This window comes from Flavobacterium sp., assembly GCF_036741995.1.
GTDB lineage: Bacteria > Bacteroidota > Bacteroidia > Flavobacteriales > Flavobacteriaceae > Flavobacterium.
Genome location: NZ_DAINRG010000009.1, coordinates 7,726 through 25,470, shown reverse-complemented (window position 1 = coordinate 25,470; position 17,745 = coordinate 7,726). Strand labels below are relative to the sequence as shown.

Here is a 17,745-nt window from a genome sequence, read left to right as displayed (position 1 = left end):
AAACTTTTGGTAATAATGTTTTACCGCTTGTAGCTACTGCCATCGTTTAGCACTAAATAACAAATACCCTTTCACACCATCACAATTTCCTAAAAAATACTCTACCAACCACCAAAAAGTCCGATAAGCGGCATTTTCTATCGTGGGGCTCTTGTCCTGTTCTTGTCGTGTTTTGGTTGGGCTTTCTTCGGTATTTGTCCTATTTTGCCCAAGGTTTACCGAACAAAGACCGAACAAAAACCGAACAAACCCCAAAGAAAGATCGAACGAATAGACAACATAGGACTATACCGGACTATACCGGACACCCCCATTGCCATTTGTAGCCACTGCTGTACCTTCGGGAGTAGATAGCCAGGCAATAGGCTGTGGCTGAGTAAACTAAAGTCTAATTTAAATTTGAAAAGTATGGGATCATACAACAAAGGTATTCTCGGGCCCTTTTCGGGCAAGGTGGGTACAGTAGTAGGCGCCAACTGGCGCGGCAAAGACATTATGCGCTCTTTGCCAAAAAGAGGAACACATGCACCTACGGAAGTGCAGCAACTGCAACGGTTAAAGTTCTTGGCCGTCAACCAATTCTTAACGCCCATCAACCCGGTACTGGGAAGGTATTATGGCAGCAACACCGGCGACAAAACCCGCATCAATCAGGCCATGTCGTACCACTTGAAAGAGGCGGTCAACTATGTAGCGCCCAACTTTGAAATCCTGTTCAACAAAGTACAAATCAGCAAAGGCGATTTGGTGGGCGTGCAAAACCCCACGATAGCCGCTGTTGGGGGTACCGATGTTAAGCTAGATTGGGAAGACAATTCGGGGCAGGCTGGGGCCAGTGGCAACGACCGTTTGGTAGTGGTGATGTACGAACCGGCTTCGGGGCTTTACTATTATTCTTTAAATGCCGAAACGCGTGCAGCCATAAGCACTACCATAACCTTACCTACGTATTTTGCCGGGTTTGAGGTGCATAGCTGGATTACGTTTGCGGCAGCCGATGAGAAAAAGTATGCCACCAGCATTTATTTGGGATCAGTAACGTTGCCTTAGCCACGCGCTATACAAGGCAAATGGAAAACCTGATGGGAACTGTTCTTGTCAGGTTTTTAGTTTTGGTTTCAGGACTGGGTAGGGTTTTAACGGTAAAAGCTGTTAAACTAATGTAAAAACAGTTGACATGGGCTTCAAAAAAGAGTACTTTTAACTGTCTCTACCCCTTATTCCATTAACTAAAAACTTTATTACGATGAAAAAAATCTTTGGGGCTATTCTAACAATTGTAATAGCGGGTATGACAATCACTTCTTGTCAAAATGATTCAGGTAGTTCGGCTACATTAACCAAAAACTCTGAATTGACTAAAATGCTGATGCGGGTAACGCATAGTGCTACACCATCCACCGGTAGAACCGAAACCGATGATCACTTACCTTGTTTTACCGTAAACCTTCCGGTGACTGTAGTCATTAATGGGCAAAATATTACGGTAACCGATATGGCTGATTATGCCACCGTGCAAAATGCGTTACATCATTGCGATGGCGACGATAATGATGGCGATGATTCTAACAACAGTGCTACTTTTGTATTCCCTATCACCCTTACGTTTGCCGACGGAACCACTCAAACGGTGGCTACTGCGGTTGAATTACACACTGCCGTACACAGTTGCAGTGATGACATAGACGATATTGATTGTTTAGACGTGCATTTCCCAATAAGTATTACTTATACCGATGCCAATAATGTAACAGCCACCATCACTTTAAACAATGATGATGAGGCTTATACGTTCTTAGCTACTTTAGGGGCTACCGAAACACTGACTATTTCTTATCCTTTAACTATTACCGACTCAACAGGGGCTACCGTAACCGTGACTAACAACGACGAATTGTTAGCGGCTTTACAGGCTGCCGATGACCACTGCGGCCACCATGAAGGTGACGAAAACGGCGATGATAATGGCGGAGACAATGATGGCGATGGTAGTAACAGCAACGGCTGATATTTGATAAATAATAATGCAGAAAATCCCAATTGGTAGTACTAGTTGGGATTTTTTGTTGGAATAGAGGTTCTCGATACAATTCCGATAAATCGGAATCACTCGAACTGACGCCTAGAGGAGTGTGTCGTCACTTCGAGTGTTTTTGGTTCTGTAGTATCAATTAAAAAAGAAGAGGCCTGCTCAACCAAAAATGTATCGAGAAGCCCTACTAAGGAAAAAGATTTCAATAGAATTCCGATAAATCGGAATCACTCGAACTGACGCCTAAAGGAGTGTATCGTCACTTCGAGTGTTTTTGGTTCTGTAGTATCAATTAAAAAAAAGATACCTGCTCAACCAAAAATGTATCGAGAAGCCTTACTAAGGAAAAAGTTGCCATACGATTTTTACCTCATGGAGTCTGTAAAACCACTTAAGCTAACACAAAAATTGGTTGAATAATGCTATTTTTATTGTGGAGTAATTGTTATTTTTATACGCTTAAACACGCCTAACATTATGAGTTATTACAAAATACAAAATCTGGAGCAATACTTTAAACATTACAATAAATCCATCAGAGAACCGAGAAAGTTTTGGAGCAAAATAGCCGATGAGAACTTTACCTGGTACCAAAAATGGGATAAGGTTTTTGAATTCGATTTTCAACAGGCCAAATTCAAATGGTTTTTGGATGCTAAAGTCAACATCACCAAGAATTGTATCGACAGGCACTTAGCCCGAAGAGGGGATAAGACCGCTATCATATTTGAACCTAACAATCCGGAGGAAGCAGCGCTGCATATTTCGTATAACGAACTCTATGCCCGTGTGGCCAAAATGGCAAACGTACTGCGGGAGCAAGGGATTCAGAAAGGCGACAGGGTTTGTATTTATTTACCCATGATCCCTGAATTGGCCATGGCGGTTTTGGCCTGTGCCCGAATAGGAGCCATCCATTCGGTAGTGTTTGCCGGTTTTTCAGCCTCGGCAGTGGCGGCGCGTATTAATGACAGCGAATGCAAAATGGTCATCACCTCAGACGGAAGTTACCGAGGCAACAAAGCCACCGACTTAAAAGGCATCATTGATGAAGCGCTGGAAAAATGCCCAACGATAGAGAAAGTTTTAGTAGTAAAAAGAACCAACACTCCGGTCAACATGAAAGAGGGGCGCGACCTTTGGTTACAACCACTATTAGACGAAGCCATCCCCAATAATGTGGCTGAGATAATGGATGCCGAAGATCCTTTGTTTATATTATATACTTCGGGCTCAACGGGTAAACCTAAAGGCATGTTGCACACCACGGCGGGGTATATGGTTTACACGGCTTATACCTTTAAAAATGTTTTTAACTACGAAGAAAATGATGTCTTTTGGTGTACTGCCGATATTGGTTGGATTACCGGACACTCTTATATTTTATACGGGCCTTTATTAAACGGTGCCACCACCATTATCTTTGAAGGCGTACCCTCGTATCCGAATTACAGTCGTTTTTGGGAAGTGATAGAAAAGCACAATGTGACCCAGTTTTATACAGCACCAACGGCCATCAGAGCATTGGCCAAAGAAAGCCTCGATTATGTACAACGCTTTCCGTTAAAGTCATTGAAAGTGATTGGCTCTGTGGGCGAACCTATTAATGAAGAAGCCTGGCATTGGTACAATGATCACGTGGGTGGCAAACGTTGCCCGCTGGTAGATACCTGGTGGCAAACCGAAACCGGAGGCATTTTAATTTCGCCTATTGCTTTTGTAACGCCCACCAAACCCACTTATGCTTCCTTACCATTGCCGGGCATACAACCGGTATTAATGGACGAGCTGCGCAACGAAATTGAAGGCAATCAGGTAACGGGTAGTTTGTGTATTAAGTTCCCTTGGCCGGCTATGGCCCGAACTATTTGGGGTGACCACCAACGTTTTAAAGACACTTATTTCACGGCCTTTCCGGGTAAATATTTTACCGGTGATGGGGCATTAAGAGATGAGGTAGGCTATTATAGAATTACCGGCAGGGTAGATGATGTGATTATAGTGTCGGGCCATAATTTAGGTACCGCCCCTATAGAAGATTCTATTAATGAGCATCCGGCGGTGGCAGAAAGCGCCATTGTTGGCTTCCCACATGATATTAAAGGAAATGCCTTGTATGGTTTTGTGATACTGAAAGAAGTAGGCGAAACCCGGGATAAGGATAATGTAGCCAAAGAAATCAATCAGTTAATTTCAGACCAAGTAGGGCCTATTGCCAAGCTGGATAAGATTCAGTTTGTCTCCGGTTTGCCTAAAACGCGTTCGGGAAAAATCATGCGTCGTATTTTGAGAAAGATTGCCGAGGGTGATTTCTCTAATTTTGGCGATACCTCCACCTTATTAAACCCCGAAATCGTTGATGAAATTAAGGACGGAAAAGTGTCATAGGCTAGTGTAGTGCTACACCAATCAGAACTCCGGAATTGTATTATTTCGGAGTTTTTTATATATTTTCCTTTTTAGTAAGAATCAGGGGATTCAAAAGTTAAAGTTGATGAATTGTACCTCCATAAATTATGCTTTTTGGACAGTTTTTCATAAACTTGCACTTCTAAAAATCCTTAAACTAACCCTATGAAAAAAATTACTTTATCCCTATGGCAGCAGTTAGCCATATTGTTTTTACTATTAACAAGCTCTTTCGCGGGGGCGCAATGTATTAGAACGACTCCTTATCTTTCCGTAGCCTCTAACAATTCAGGGGTGCCTCAAACGATAGCTACTTGTGCTTACGGAACAGAATATTGTACGGTTACGGGTTTACTTCCGGGTGCCAATTATTTGTTTTCAGAACAATCAGGAAGTACAGGCGGCGCGGGAACACATTTGTTCTTGACAGTGACTGACTTATCAAACAATGTTCTTGCTTATGGTACCTCACCGCTAACGATTAATGCCATCAACACTACAGATGTCAGATTGCATTTTGCTGATGATGCCAATTGTGCCGGTGCTTCTACTTGTCGTAATTCACAAGTGCAGTATTTAGCCACTTGTCAGGCGCCAACGGCTACCGTGTTTTCGGCTATCACATTGAATTCAGCAACCGTTTCCTGGACAGCCTCAGCTACCACACCGGCTAACGGCTATGAATATTATTATGCTACTTCCAATACTGCTCCAACGGCAGCAACCACTCCTTCAGGAAGTGTAGCCGCTGGTGTAACAACAGTTGATTTAAACGGTTTGTCTTCGGGGACAACTTATTATGTATGGGAGCGTGCTGTATGCAGTGCTTCTGATTCTTCTATTTGGAGTGTTACCGCTAATTTTTCTACTCTATGTAACCTGGTTACGGCTTTCACAGAAGATTTTGAAAACACCACAGGTGCTAATTTCCCGTCTTGTTGGGCCAAAGTAGGCACCACAGGAGCTTCTTATCCGCAAACCAGTACCGGTATTTCGGGAGCCAGAAATTTATATATGTACAGCTCCACTTCAACGAGCCAAGCAGTGGTTTCTATGACGCCGGTTAGCAATGCCGATGCCGGAACGCATCAATTCAGAGCTAAGGTAAGAGCTAATTTTACGGCTGGTGAAACCTTACAATTCGGTTATTTAACAAATCCATCAGATGCTACTACTTTTGTGTCTTTAGGTTCTATTGTGACTAACAGTACTACTGTTGCTCAAAATTTTGTGGTATCACCGGTTGTAGCACCAACAGGTATAACGACATTGGCACTAAGAACAGGAACCCTTTCTTATAGTGTGCTTATTGATGATGTAGCGTATGAGCCAATCCCAACTTGTATTGAGCCTACAGCTTTGACAGCTTCCGCTGTTACCGCTATATCGGCTACTGTTTCCTGGACAGCCTCTGCAACACCACCGGCTAATGGGTATGAGTACTATTTTTCAACTTCTAACACAGCCCCTACAGCTGTAACTCCGGTATCAGGAGCCGTAGCGGCGGGCATACTAACTACGGACTTGTCTGGCTTGTCTCCGGCGACTACTTACTATTTCTGGGCTCGTTCGGTATGTTCCGGTTCTGATAGCAGTATTTGGAGTTCTTTCACCACTTTTACAACATCCTGCATGAGTGCTACTGTGCCTTATACTCAGGATTTTGAATCTGCCGTTGTGCCTGCTGTACCTACTTGTACCTCTACTCAAAATATAGGACCAGGAAACAACTGGACGGTGGCTGCCAATCCGGGTTATGGTTTTGCTTCTAAAACGTTGCGATATGCTTACAGCTTAACGAATGCTGCCAACACTTGGTTTTACACTAACGGTATTACTTTAACTGCGGGAACCAATTATACCATTTCCTATAAATATGGAAATAACAGTACAACCTATACAGAGAATCTAAAAGTGGCTTACGGAACTTCTCCAACGGCTACTGCCATGACAACTGTGTTAGCAGATTATCCTGGAATTACAGGGGGTACAACAACTTCTTCTGCTTTATTAGGTACTGTTGATTTTACACCTTCCGTTTCAGGAGATTACTATTTTGGTTTTAATGCTTATTCTTTAGCCAATGAATATTATTTATTTGTAGATGATATTTCAGTGACTACTGCTTTAGCCAATCCTAATTTTGACGCTAATAGCTTTACATTTTATCCAAACCCGGTAAAAGATGTATTGAATATTGGCTATAATAAAACCATTACAACTGTAGCTATTTATAATGTTTTGGGTCAGGAGATGTTGGTAAAAGCGATCAATGCCGATCAATCACAAATTAATGTGTCTTACTTATCTAAAGGAACTTACTTGGTAAAAGTAACCGCAGAAGATGGTGCGACTAAAACTATTAAAGTGATTAAAGAATAACGATCATTCTTTATATAAAATAAAAGTCCCGAGCAATCGGGACTTTTTTATTGTAACAGAGTTTGGATACTATTGGTTATCCATTCAAAGTATAGGTAACACTAATTGCGGTATTCAGTAATTGTGAGATAGGACAGTTTTTTTCGGCATCCTTGACTAACTCATCAAATTGTTCTTTAGAAACGCCATCCACTTTAGCCGTTAATTGCAAATTGGATGCTACAATTTTGCCATCTTCAAAAAGGATATCACAGCTGGTTCTTAGTTCGGTTGCTGTAAATCCGGCAGCTTGCAGATTAAAGGCTAATTTCATAGAGAAGCAACCCGAGTGTGCCGCAGCCACTAATTCTTCCGGATTGGTGCCTACACCGTTTTCAAAACGGGAGCCAAAAGAATATTGTGTTTGATTCAAAACCGTACTTTGTGTAGTCAAATGGCCTTTACCATCTTTTCCGGTGCCGTTCCAAACGGCTATTGCATTTCTTTTCATACCTATTAGATTTTTAAATGAAGCCTAAAGTTAACAAAAATAGCAATGCCCCGTATTAGGGTTTTGTTAATTCTTTATACAGCTTTCGCTTTTCGTTTTAATAACACGGCACTTAATAAAGCTACCACGATTCCTAAAGGTAGTATTTCCATAAAGGTTAGTAAAATAACCATCACCGGATTTTTGTACCATTCGCGGTACATGTTTATTTCATCTGTTTTGATTTTGATTTCTATCACACTCATTTCGGTTGTTTTCATGTTGTCAATAGCGGTCTTAGCATATTTGTCCATGAAATCAGGAAAGAAGCAGTAATACTCAATGAGCCAAACGCCAACGTAAATACAGGAAGCCAGCAAAGCAATAAGTGCCCCCACTTTAAAAGCCTGCCAAAACGATACTGCGTTGTCATTCTCCTGGTCTCGGTACTTTTTGACACCGATAAAAACAAACGCAAAGGCTATCAGCATGCCGGTATAACCTATCACTTCATTAGGCTTGAAATCGGTATTGTGATAATAGGTGTAGGAGGCATAAATCATAAAAGCAGTCACTATCGCCCCGGCAATAAGACCATAAGTAAGAACAATTTTTTTCATATCCGTTTAGTTTAAGATTAGACTATATAGGTTTGAAAACCCTGTTGTAAATAACTCATTGGTATAGCTTTTCCATTGCTGGATGCTATTTGTGCAATATGGGTAAATAGGCTTCCCAAGGCCCCACTTCTTCTTTATACTGTTTGGCCATTACCCGGGCTATTTGTGCTATGTGTCCCAAGTCATGGGCTACCCAACAGGAAAGTAATTCCCGTAGTGTGACTTCACCAAAAGCGGGATGGATTCCTTTTTTAGCCAGAGCAGTCGCATCAATTCTTTTCGATTGCAGTACCGCCAGATTATGGTCGCGCCTACTGTTGAACTCATCTAATAACTGAACAATTGATTTTCCTTTGCTTTCTTCAAACTGCGCAAACCGGTCAAAAGGCTGAAAGGTTTTATCATTACTATCGGATAGTATGATTTCCATTCGGGCTATCCAATCGGTCTTTTCACCATGCAGTAAATGCCCCATGATATCAAACGGACTCCAAGTATCCGCTCCTTCGTTTTCAAAAATCCATTCCTCACTAAGACCATGCAATAGTGTACGGAGTACTGTTGGTGTGTTGGTAAGGACTTCTGTTGCTTTTTGTAAATCGAATTCCATGATCAGTAGTTTATCTGATATCAAAAATAAAGAATTTATAGATACTCCTGCTTGAGTAAACCGAAAACTACGGAGTCTTCCATGATATTGTTTTTATGGTAATGTTCCCGAAGTTGTCCTTCTTTGGTAAAGCCAAATTTAGCCACCAAATTCAGGGAAGCCTGGTTTTCAGTACCGATAAAAGCTTCCACCCGATGCAATTTCATGGAGCCAAAGCCATACTCTAAGATGGCTTTCACCGCTTCACTCATGAGACCTTTTTGCTTGTAGTTATCATCAAATAAACCGTAACCAATTTCCGCTCGGTTGTGGTCTAAATACCAAGTGTGATAGCCACACCAGCCAATGATTTTGTTAGTGCTTTTGTCCAAGAGTTGGAAATAGAGAAAGGATTTGTTGAATGTTGAAAGCCCTTTGCGGAACTTTTCCTTTTCAACGGCTAAAGCATTTTCGTCTGTTAATCCTAGAAAAGTAAGCAACTCAGCATCGGAGTACTTTTCATAAATATACTGAAAGACTTCCGGCGAAAGCTTTCGCAATAAAAGACGGTCTGTCGTTAGTATTTCAAAGGGTGCTGTCATCATGGTACTAAAATACTAAAATTAACGCTATAAAAAAGCCCCAATAATTTTTATCATCAGGGCTTTGTGGTTAAGTTATGACAGACTAATTCGCTTGCAATTTGGCTCTGTTTAGCTGTTCTGCTATCAGTTGTTTTAGATAGGGGGAGACCAGTTTTTCAATGGCTGCCGCCGATATATCCAAAGCTTTTGGATTTGAGGTTAGTTGTAACCAAGGTTTTGGTGCGCCAAAATCATAACTACCAAAAATAACCACCGGAGTTCCTTTGACTAACACGTGTTCTTCATCTTTTAAGATCCATTGATCTGCCCAATCATAAAGATACCGGGCATCTTTTTCCTGAAGACGCAGGCACGAATGCGAAGCCGGATAGCCCGGTAATTCATATTGATGCCAACCGACACCTAATTTGTTAGCCACGTTAAAATTCCAACGCAAATCCCACTCATCATTAAAAGTGCTGGTGGTTTTTTCGGCTTTCCAATTGGTATGGAAAAGTCCGGTAGGGGTAGGATCTGCTTTTCTGCCCATATTGGTGGGGCCGGTATAAACCAGTTGTCCGTTTTCATAAGCGGCAAAAGTTTGCGTAGCATAGGAAAAGAAAATGATTTTATCTACGTCATTCAGATACGGTACTTCCAACGGAAACGGAAGGTAATAAGCAATATCGCCGGTCATATCAGTGGGAATTACGATAGAATCCATTTTGACAATATTCTTTCTATCGGTTCGGTTTACGGCTAATGCAATGCTGAATTGAGTGCTGTCCGTTGTAGTAGCCAGCCATTCTTTGGTTTTGACCAATTGATACGCAACCGATTTGGGTTGGTGTCTTACCGGTGCCGGTTTCCTGACCTTCTTAGTTGGTGGAGTTTGTTGGCACGAAAACAAGATAAGGAATAAGCTGAATAGGATAAGTGACTTTTTCATAATGAAATCTTTACTGTAAAAGTCCACTTTTTCCTTGGGGAGTGTGTTACACAATTTTCAGAATTCGTTATGTGATTTGAAATGGATGGTATTAAAAAAGGCACTCTGTTGGGAGTGCCTTATGCTAATTAATATTCGCTAAACTGCAGATTGCTGAGGTTTTTATAGATACCGTTTTCAATTTCCAGCAGTTCTTTGTGGGTTCCTTTTTCGGATATTCTACCTTCGTTAAGCACCAAAATGGCATCGGCATTTCTGATAGTCGAAAGGCGGTGGGCAATGATAATACTGGTTCTGCCTTGCATTAAGTTTTCTAAAGCTTCCTGTACCAGTTTTTCACTTTCGCTGTCTAAAGAGGAGGTAGCCTCATCCAGAATAAGAATACTTGGATTTTTCAGCAAAGCACGGGCAATGGCAATACGCTGGCGCTGTCCTCCCGATAGTTTAATGCCGCGCTCTCCAACCAAAGTATCAAACTTCTCCGGGAAACCGTTGACAAAATCCAAAGCATTGGCTTGTTTGGCTGCTGCCAAAATCTCTTCCTCAGTGGCATTGGGTTTACCATAAGCAATGTTTTCACGAATGCTGCCACCAAATAGAATAACGTCTTGCGGAACAATACTCATATTACCACGCAGGTTTTCCAAATCGTAGTCATAGATGTTTTTATTGTCAATCAGAATCTGCCCGCCATCAATATCATAAAAACGCAACAGGAGAGAGGAGATGGTGGATTTACCGGCACCACTAGGGCCTACAATAGCAATCTTTTGACCATAATTGGCCGTAAAGCTTACGTCTTTCAAGACCTCAATTTCGGCACGCGACGGATAACTGAAAGCCACATTTTGGAAGGTAACGTTTCCTTTTATTTTTTCGGTAACCTGATAGTCGGTAGCGTTTATTTTTTCGGGAGTTTCCTCAAGCAATTCGAAAACTCTTTCGGTAGCACCAACTGCCTTTTGAATTTGGGCATACAACTCGGCTATACCGCCAAAAGAAGCGCCGACAAAAGTAGAATACAATACAAACGAAATCAATTGTCCCACGCTCATTTCCCCGTGTATGCTCAAGGTAACGCCATACCAAACTACGGCAACAATAGCTCCAAACAAACAGAAAATAATGAACGAAGCAAAATACCCACGGTACTTTCCTCCTTTGATGGCAATTTTGACAATCTCGTGAATCTTGCCTTTGTAGCGGGCAATCTCGTACCATTCGTTGGCAAACGCTTTTACGTTGCTGATGCCTTGCAGGGTTTCTTCCACTATGACTTGGCTTTCGGCTACTTTATCCTGTACGTTTTTAGAATATTTTCTAATGAATCTTCCAAAGACAACCGCTGCTACTGCTACAACAGGCACTATCGAAAGCATCATTAAAGTCAGTTTAAAACTTTGGCTGGCCAATAACGCGATACCGCCAATAATCAGGATAAATTGTCTTAGAAACTCAGCTATAGTAGTTGTTAAAGTATCTTGAATTTGTGTAATATCCGAGCTGATGCGACTGTTTAGTTCACCTACGCGCTTCTGTGAAAAGAAACTCATCGGGAGTTTGACCAAGTTACTGTATAACGATAGACGAATATTCGCTAAGGTATGTTCGGTGAAATTCACGAATAATGATAATCGAAAAAACGAAAAGAAGGATTGTAGAAATAGGATGCCAACTAAGGTTAGCGCGATATTATTGGCCACAGCCGTATCTTTATTTTTCACACAGTCAACCAACATTCCCATCAGTTTAGGAAAGGCAAGAGCTGTGGCACCGGTCATCAACAGGAATCCCAACCCCACATAGAATTTCCATTTGTGGTTGTCGGCGTATTTGAATATGAGTAAAGCTTTGTTTAGCGAACTGGCATTGAGCTTGGCTTTGGGTAAATTATTTTCTTCGTAACGGGCCATTCTTTTTTTATTGCAAAACTAATCAATAGTAGGGCAATGATATCTTTTACAAAGTATAAAGTTTTGTGAAAATGTTGTTACCCGAGTATCTTCTTTTTTTGTTGCTGAAACTCTTCTTCGCTGAGGATGCCTTTGGCTTTCAGTTCGCCTAATCGTTCTAATTGGGTCAGTATATCGTTGTTTTGTGCCAAAGGAGCGGTATTCCAATCTTCCGATGTATAGCTGTCATTTTCCTTTTTCTTTTGCCCTTTGGTTTTGACTGAAATTATCGTAGTGCCGCTGACAAAGAAAATTAGTCCGGCGACTAATAATATTCTGCCGTTATTTAATTCTCGTTCTCTTTCAGTCTGATACTGTTTGCTGAATTCTTCTTTAATCTGACCACTAACAGTATCGTCTTTGGCTTCATTGGTAACAATGATAGCGCCACCTACCACCAGCATGACAATTCCAAGGATTAAAAACAAAATTCCGAATATTTTTCTCATGGCAAAGATTTTGAATTAGTTACGATGGCTAATATAAATATTATTTCTGTCAAAATCACTGTACAGTTTTTAACTAAAACAGTATAAATAAAAAGAATGATGATTTCAAAAATTGCATTGATATAGTTGTAGTTTTGCAGTGCTTATTTTTTAGTAAAAACATCCATGAAAATATTATATACTTACATTAAGGAACACAAATCGCTGTTGTTCCTGGCACTTTTTTTAGCGGCTATTAACCAATGTTTCTCGTTGAGTGACTCCATCATCATCGGGAAATTGTTGAACCAATGTGGCGTGGGAGTTGCCAAATTCAACCATAATTATGCGGCTTTTACCAAAGCGGTGTTGGGTTGGCTGGCGTTATCGTTAGGAGCGGCGATGATGTCGAGGATTGCCAAAAACTTCCAGGATTATTTTACCAATATCATCATTCAGCGCACCGGAGCTCACATGTACACGGACGGCATTCAAAAAGCACTGCAATTGCCTTATCAGGATTTTGAAGACCAACGCAGTGGAGAGACTTTGGGCAAACTGCAAAAGGTAAAAATCGACTGTGAAAAATTCATTACACTATCCATTTCCATGGTATTTCAAACGCTTATCGGGATTACGTTTGTGGTGGTGTATGCTATTAATATTCACTGGTTATTAGGGCCAATCTTTTTGGCAACCGTTCCGGTGATTGCTTTTATCAGTTCATTTTTGGGCAAAAAAATCAAGAAAGTATCCAGAGAAATATTAGGCGAAACCACTGCGCTTGCCGGAGCTACGACAGAATCGCTGCGCAATATCGAATTGGTAAAAAGTTTAGGATTGACCGAGCAGGAAGTCAACCGATTGAACAGTACTACGATTAAAATCTTAGGATTAGAATTAAAGAAAGTGCGTTTCATCCGTTCGTTGAGTTTTGTTCAGGGCACTACCGTACACTTTATGCGCACCAGTTTGGTTTTTGCGTTGTATATGTTTATTTTCCATGGTATCATTAAACCCGGTGACTTGATTACGCTGATGTTTTTCTCTTTCTTTTTGTTTAATCCGTTACAGGAATTGGGGAATGTGATTGCCACCTTTAACGAAACCAAAGCCTCTATGGATAATTTCAGCGATTTGATGAATGCCAAAAGTGAAGAAACACCGTTGCATCCGCAAACTATTGGTTCTATTAATAATTTGCGTTTTTCCCATATTTCATTCAAACACCAAACGGCCAGTACTTATGCTGTAAAAGACATTTCTTTTGAAGCCAAAGCCGGGGAGACGATTGCTTTTGTGGGACCTTCAGGCAGTGGGAAAACAACCTTAGTCAAAATGCTGGTCGGATTGTATACTCCCGAAGAAGGTAACATTTTTTACAATGAGAAAAATGCCAAAGACATTGACCTGACGGAATTAAGACAGCAATTGGGTTTTGTAACTCAGGATGCCCAGTTATTCTCAGGAACCATTAAAGACAATTTACTATTTGTCAAACCGTCGGCTACCGATGAAGAACTGAACGATGTATTGCAAAAATCCGCCTGCCAGAATTTATTAGAGCGTGCCGAAAATGGGATCAACACTACGATTGGCGAAGGCGGTATCAAAGTATCCGGTGGTGAGAAGCAAAGGTTGTCTATTGCCAGAGCCTTGCTGCGCAATCCAAGACTGCTTCTGTTTGATGAAGCAACTTCGGCTTTAGATTCGATTACCGAAGAAGAGATTACGCAAACCATTCGAAATATATCGTCTAAGCAAGATCAAATCACTGTATTGATTGCGCATCGTTTATCTACCATTATGCATGCCGATAAGATATTTGTATTAGAACAAGGAAAAATCATTGAGCAAGGCAGACATCAGGATTTATTGGATGAAAAAGGATTATACTACGCCATGTGGAGACAACAGATTGGGGAGCGAGCACACTATCAAGGAGCAGCTGTTTAAGTGCAATTAGAGGGGTATTGGTTAGGTTGTACCGTTTCTTTTGATTATTTTCGTTAGTACAAATGGCACAATAGTTGAGTTGTGTGCAATATGAAACTTAAAATATCTTAATTATGAAACAGAAAATCTTATTAGTAGTAGCATTGGGTTTTTCAATGGCGATGCAGGCTCAATTTGTGGGGACACCTAAAATCCCGCAGCCCAAGATAACGCCTAAGCCTAAAACGGAAGCGCCAAGACCGAGAGTGGTTGTAACCAAACCCAAAGAGGAAGTTTCCAAACCTAAACCAGTGTTTGTAGAGCCTAAACCGGAAGTGAAACGACCTAAATGGAATAATGCTTCGGAAAGAGGCAGAGAAAGATCGGCTCGTGGAAAAGCAAAAGCTGCTGCCAATAAAGCCAGAAATCATGAAAAAAACGAAGGAAAAGAAAAACATTAATTCCTAAGCAACTGTTCTAGTGTTTCCAAGAATGATAAGAATTAAAAAAGCGGTTTTGTATAAAACCGCTTTTTATTTTTATGATGGTATATTATCTGTTAGCAAAGTTACTTTCTGGGATTCAGTAAAATAAATCAAAAAAATGCGCTTTGAAAAGCTATTTTGAGTACCTTTATTCTGCCCTATAATTATTTGTATAATCTTAAATTTAAGTTAGTATGAAAAATTATACCCCTCTTTTTGTTGTAACAGCTATTTTCTCGGTTAGCTGTTTTGCCCAGGGCAATGATGACGTTTTCACCAATGTACCCTTCGAAAACACCCTGGTAATGTCGGATAAATTGAATGATAATGAGTTTACGGTAGTCTCTTACCATGTCGAAGAAAAGATTAACATGAACTTCGGAAGCAGTACCAGCACATATACGGTTCCCGATTTGAAATTAGTAAACACCAATGATTTGGGTCCTAACAACAGCCGGGTTGTCACTCCGAAACTGGTAAGAACAAAAGTTGCCGTGATGGGTACTGAAGCGCCAGCTCCTGTTAAAGTTATAGGGAATGCTCCTATAAAACCAATTAAAATGGATACGATTGTCCCGAAAATGGGAAACCGATCTGTTCGTATCAATGTTTTAAATACCTATGAAAGGGTTTTGAATAATGGCTACAAAACGGAGGATATGCTCAAAAAAGTAGCAGACAGAAGCTTTTTTGACGATGATTGGGCAGCTGCTGCCGAATGGTATTGTCAATTATTTGAAATTACTACCGATTTAGATCCCGTGTACTTTTACCGCTATGCGAAGTCCCTAAAAGCTGTTGGGGACACTGAAAGAGCTACCGAAATGATGGCACTGTTTGATGCTAAGACTGCTAAAAAGTAAAACTATTTTATCCTAACAACACCCTTAGTATTCTACAACCTTATCTAAGGTGAGGTCTTTATTTTGCTTTATTGAAAGTATAAATTCCACCGGCAAATAGCACTACAGCTAGTCCTATGTAAAGAAACCCTTGTTGTTTACCTGATTCATTTGAGGCATCTATTTTTATACCCAATACACTAACAACAGCGGTATTGTTAGTTATTTTAGTGACACCCATATAGCCAATGCCAAGACTGAATAGTAGTAGAATTGTTCCAATAAGTTTTGTGGTATTCATTTGCTTCGATTTAGTGAGTTGGTAAGGTAGTTAAAAAGAAATGGCTATAGTACTTTGGCTTGACTTTTGTTTATACCTATCCAAATACTAAAAGAGGGAACCTATGAAAAAAGTAATGTTATTGTTTTTGCTCACTTCAGGAGTATATGCTCAAAAGCAAGTGTTTAACGTACAACAGTATTGCATTGATGAAAAACCGTTGCAGCAAGGCGAGTGCGATCAATCGGGGAATGAATATTCCTTTGTGTTCTTGGATGTCAAAAAACACGAAGTAGTATTTTATCTGACCGACTTAAAATTTGTCTATCAAATTATTGATGCTAAAACAAACGCTGTTGCTACTACTTATAAGCTTAAAAATGACTTAGGCGAAACAGAAATGAAAGTGAATAAAGCTCAAACCAGCATTGAATTTCTTAACCCTGAGCGACATGTTTTGCTAACAGTTGGTAAATCGACTAAGTCGGAATCTAAAATATGATATTAGTATCTTAGGCAGGACTAGTTGAAGTACTACTAGAACCGGATAAGTTCAGAGCAACTGCTAGCAAAAGAATAGCTATTCTTTGATAAATCGTACAGTCTCTTGAGTTGCTGTTTTTAAGTAATAGATTCCTTTAGTCAGACTGTTAACGGTTATCGTGTTCGTATCCATTGTGCCTTGTACTACTTTCTGACCCATCAGATTGTAAATCGTATAGTATGTTGGAACTATTCCGGATATAGTGATTTCGTCTTGAGCCGGGTTTGGAAATACTTTTATTCGGGTATCAGTTATCGGGTTACTATTTAGAGACAACGCTGTGTTTTGTTTTATAATTCTATTAGCAAATAATTCGCTGGCGTAGAGGGTGTTATTGTAAATAGCAATACCGTAAGGCCCCAAAGGAACATTTAAAAGCAGCGTTTTTACCGGATTGGCCTGCGTAATGTCAATAGCAGCTATGGTATTGGCCCCTAACTCCGAAAAAAGCAATGCATTCCCATTCAGGATAAAAGCCTTAGGATCATCTACTCCGGTAAGTAGGGTGTGCATTACCGGTACCGCTTGTGTTACATCTATCTTTGATATGCCCTGAGAGGGATAGGTAGCAGATACAGTAGAGCTAAAGTATAAATCGTTACCATTAATAGCCAAAGCAATCGGACTACTGATGCCGGTGATTACATTGGTCAAAACCGGGTTGCTTTGCATGACGTCTATTTTGGCTATTTTACCCCCGTTGTAAAAGGCAATATAAAGGGTATTGCCACTAAAACACAATCCCTGTGCAAAACCTATCCCGGTAATGACGTCGGTTGCTGTTGTTGGCGTGGCGGCATTGATGTTCACCTTGCTTATTTTGGTGCCTTGTGCTATGTATAAGTAGTTGTCTTTAATGGCTAAATATTGCGGAGAGGTGAGACCCGATACTACGGTAACCGCTGATGGGCTGGTGAGCGTAACATCTATTTTCTGAATTTTATCTCCGGCCACCATGTATAAATAATTGCCACTAAAGGCAATAATCAAAGGCCCACCCGGAAACCCACCGATTACCTCTGTACTCTGTGAATTAGTTTTAGCGGTGGTCATCAATAAAGGAATCAGCAACAATAGTAGCTTGTTTTTCATAAGTTGTTTTTATTAGTAGTCTTGATTAGCGTTCTTTGGTTGCGTTACTATCAATAAGAATTTCAAAAAAAACGGGTAGTTCTCCTAGTCATTGCGAGCGCAGCGAAGCAAACTGTTGAACCCACCGCAAACCTCCTCGCAGCGAAGCAAACT

At 40.6% G+C, this 17,745-nt stretch carries 17 protein-coding genes; 8 read left to right on the top strand and 9 right to left on the bottom strand.

Going from position 1 to position 17,745, the window contains the following annotated elements; genetic code table 11:
- Nucleotides 1–408 precede the first annotated feature (408 nt).
- The 4 genes from V7D82_RS05025 (at nt 409) to V7D82_RS05010 (ending at nt 6,823) form a co-directional block, all read left to right on the top strand.
- Complete coding sequence (locus V7D82_RS05025; RefSeq protein WP_333599881.1) at nt 409–1,050, top strand: DUF6266 family protein; 642 nt, start codon at nt 409–411, stop codon at nt 1,048–1,050.
- 196 nt (nt 1,051–1,246) lie between these two features.
- Complete coding sequence (locus tag V7D82_RS05020; RefSeq protein WP_333599880.1) at nt 1,247–2,008, top strand: hypothetical protein; 762 nt, start codon at nt 1,247–1,249, stop codon at nt 2,006–2,008.
- A 501-nt stretch (nt 2,009–2,509) separates the two neighbouring features.
- Nucleotides 2,510–4,420 (top strand): acetate--CoA ligase, encoded by a 1,911-nt coding sequence (gene acs, locus V7D82_RS05015; protein WP_333599879.1) that lies wholly within the window; start codon nt 2,510–2,512, stop codon nt 4,418–4,420.
- Between the two features lie 186 nt (nt 4,421–4,606).
- Nucleotides 4,607–6,823, top strand: a complete 2,217-nt coding sequence (locus V7D82_RS05010) for a T9SS type A sorting domain-containing protein (RefSeq protein WP_333599878.1) — start codon at nt 4,607–4,609, stop codon at nt 6,821–6,823.
- 76 nt (nt 6,824–6,899) lie between these two features.
- Here the strand turns inward: V7D82_RS05010 and V7D82_RS05005 are convergent, their stop codons facing one another.
- From V7D82_RS05005 to V7D82_RS04975, 7 genes are all read right to left on the bottom strand, one after another.
- Complete coding sequence (locus V7D82_RS05005) at nt 6,900–7,313, bottom strand: OsmC family peroxiredoxin (RefSeq protein ID WP_333599877.1); 414 nt, start codon at nt 7,311–7,313, stop codon at nt 6,900–6,902.
- A gap of 74 nt (nt 7,314–7,387) precedes the next feature.
- Nucleotides 7,388–7,912, bottom strand: coding sequence for a DUF4199 domain-containing protein (locus V7D82_RS05000; protein WP_333599876.1), 525 nt, complete (start codon nt 7,910–7,912; stop codon nt 7,388–7,390).
- An 85-nt stretch (nt 7,913–7,997) separates the two neighbouring features.
- On the bottom strand, nt 7,998–8,522 hold the full coding sequence (locus V7D82_RS04995; RefSeq protein WP_333599875.1) for a DinB family protein: 525 nt from the start codon (nt 8,520–8,522) through the stop codon (nt 7,998–8,000).
- Between the two features lie 35 nt (nt 8,523–8,557).
- The gene (locus tag V7D82_RS04990) at nt 8,558–9,106 is read right to left on the bottom strand and encodes a GNAT family N-acetyltransferase (RefSeq protein WP_333599874.1); all 549 of its coding nucleotides are present in this window, start codon (nt 9,104–9,106) and stop codon (nt 8,558–8,560) included.
- An 82-nt stretch (nt 9,107–9,188) separates the two neighbouring features.
- The gene (locus V7D82_RS04985; RefSeq protein ID WP_333599873.1) at nt 9,189–10,034 is read right to left on the bottom strand and encodes a L,D-transpeptidase; all 846 of its coding nucleotides are present in this window, start codon (nt 10,032–10,034) and stop codon (nt 9,189–9,191) included.
- A gap of 128 nt (nt 10,035–10,162) precedes the next feature.
- Nucleotides 10,163–11,947 carry an ABC transporter ATP-binding protein gene (locus V7D82_RS04980; RefSeq protein ID WP_333599872.1) on the bottom strand — a complete coding sequence of 595 codons (1,785 nt, stop codon included), beginning with the start codon at nt 11,945–11,947 and terminating at the stop codon, nt 10,163–10,165.
- A 77-nt stretch (nt 11,948–12,024) separates the two neighbouring features.
- Entirely contained in the window at nt 12,025–12,435 is a 411-nt protein-coding gene (locus V7D82_RS04975) for an SHOCT domain-containing protein (protein ID WP_333599871.1), read from the bottom strand.
- Nucleotides 12,436–12,600: 165 nt separating this feature from the next.
- Between V7D82_RS04975 and V7D82_RS04970 the strand changes: the two genes are divergently transcribed.
- The 3 genes from V7D82_RS04970 (at nt 12,601) to V7D82_RS04960 (ending at nt 15,697) form a co-directional block, all read left to right on the top strand.
- On the top strand, nt 12,601–14,370 hold the full coding sequence (locus V7D82_RS04970) for an ABC transporter ATP-binding protein (protein ID WP_333599870.1): 1,770 nt from the start codon (nt 12,601–12,603) through the stop codon (nt 14,368–14,370).
- A 113-nt stretch (nt 14,371–14,483) separates the two neighbouring features.
- On the top strand, nt 14,484–14,810 hold the full coding sequence (locus tag V7D82_RS04965; protein ID WP_333599869.1) for a hypothetical protein: 327 nt from the start codon (nt 14,484–14,486) through the stop codon (nt 14,808–14,810).
- Nucleotides 14,811–15,028: 218 nt separating this feature from the next.
- Nucleotides 15,029–15,697 (top strand): hypothetical protein, encoded by a 669-nt coding sequence (locus tag V7D82_RS04960; protein ID WP_333599868.1) that lies wholly within the window; start codon nt 15,029–15,031, stop codon nt 15,695–15,697.
- A 58-nt stretch (nt 15,698–15,755) separates the two neighbouring features.
- Here V7D82_RS04960 and V7D82_RS04955 read toward each other — a convergent pair whose 3' ends face one another.
- Nucleotides 15,756–15,977 (bottom strand): hypothetical protein, encoded by a 222-nt coding sequence (locus V7D82_RS04955; protein ID WP_333599867.1) that lies wholly within the window; start codon nt 15,975–15,977, stop codon nt 15,756–15,758.
- Between the two features lie 103 nt (nt 15,978–16,080).
- On the opposite strand from V7D82_RS04955, the gene V7D82_RS04950 reads away from it, so the two are divergent.
- Nucleotides 16,081–16,458: a hypothetical protein gene (locus V7D82_RS04950; RefSeq protein WP_333599866.1), complete on the top strand. Its 378-nt coding sequence runs from the start codon at nt 16,081–16,083 to the stop codon at nt 16,456–16,458.
- A 78-nt stretch (nt 16,459–16,536) separates the two neighbouring features.
- Here V7D82_RS04950 and V7D82_RS04945 read toward each other — a convergent pair whose 3' ends face one another.
- Complete coding sequence (locus V7D82_RS04945; RefSeq protein ID WP_333599865.1) at nt 16,537–17,592, bottom strand: T9SS type A sorting domain-containing protein; 1,056 nt, start codon at nt 17,590–17,592, stop codon at nt 16,537–16,539.
- Nucleotides 17,593–17,745 lie beyond the last annotated feature (153 nt).

Coding starts and splice junctions, on each gene's coding strand:
- V7D82_RS05025 (WP_333599881.1), top strand. CDS start 409: ATGGGATCATACAACAAAGGTATTCTCGGGCCCTTTTCGGGCAAGGTG.
- V7D82_RS05020 (WP_333599880.1), top strand. CDS start 1,247: ATGAAAAAAATCTTTGGGGCTATTCTAACAATTGTAATAGCGGGTATG.
- acs (WP_333599879.1), top strand. CDS start 2,510: ATGAGTTATTACAAAATACAAAATCTGGAGCAATACTTTAAACATTAC.
- V7D82_RS05010 (WP_333599878.1), top strand. CDS start 4,607: ATGAAAAAAATTACTTTATCCCTATGGCAGCAGTTAGCCATATTGTTT.
- V7D82_RS05005 (WP_333599877.1), bottom strand. CDS start 7,313: ATGAAAAGAAATGCAATAGCCGTTTGGAACGGCACCGGAAAAGATGGT.
- V7D82_RS05000 (WP_333599876.1), bottom strand. CDS start 7,912: ATGAAAAAAATTGTTCTTACTTATGGTCTTATTGCCGGGGCGATAGTG.
- V7D82_RS04995 (WP_333599875.1), bottom strand. CDS start 8,522: ATGGAATTCGATTTACAAAAAGCAACAGAAGTCCTTACCAACACACCA.
- V7D82_RS04990 (WP_333599874.1), bottom strand. CDS start 9,106: ATGATGACAGCACCCTTTGAAATACTAACGACAGACCGTCTTTTATTG.
- V7D82_RS04985 (WP_333599873.1), bottom strand. CDS start 10,034: ATGAAAAAGTCACTTATCCTATTCAGCTTATTCCTTATCTTGTTTTCG.
- V7D82_RS04980 (WP_333599872.1), bottom strand. CDS start 11,947: ATGGCCCGTTACGAAGAAAATAATTTACCCAAAGCCAAGCTCAATGCC.
- V7D82_RS04975 (WP_333599871.1), bottom strand. CDS start 12,435: ATGAGAAAAATATTCGGAATTTTGTTTTTAATCCTTGGAATTGTCATG.
- V7D82_RS04970 (WP_333599870.1), top strand. CDS start 12,601: ATGAAAATATTATATACTTACATTAAGGAACACAAATCGCTGTTGTTC.
- V7D82_RS04965 (WP_333599869.1), top strand. CDS start 14,484: ATGAAACAGAAAATCTTATTAGTAGTAGCATTGGGTTTTTCAATGGCG.
- V7D82_RS04960 (WP_333599868.1), top strand. CDS start 15,029: ATGAAAAATTATACCCCTCTTTTTGTTGTAACAGCTATTTTCTCGGTT.
- V7D82_RS04955 (WP_333599867.1), bottom strand. CDS start 15,977: ATGAATACCACAAAACTTATTGGAACAATTCTACTACTATTCAGTCTT.
- V7D82_RS04950 (WP_333599866.1), top strand. CDS start 16,081: ATGAAAAAAGTAATGTTATTGTTTTTGCTCACTTCAGGAGTATATGCT.
- V7D82_RS04945 (WP_333599865.1), bottom strand. CDS start 17,592: ATGAAAAACAAGCTACTATTGTTGCTGATTCCTTTATTGATGACCACC.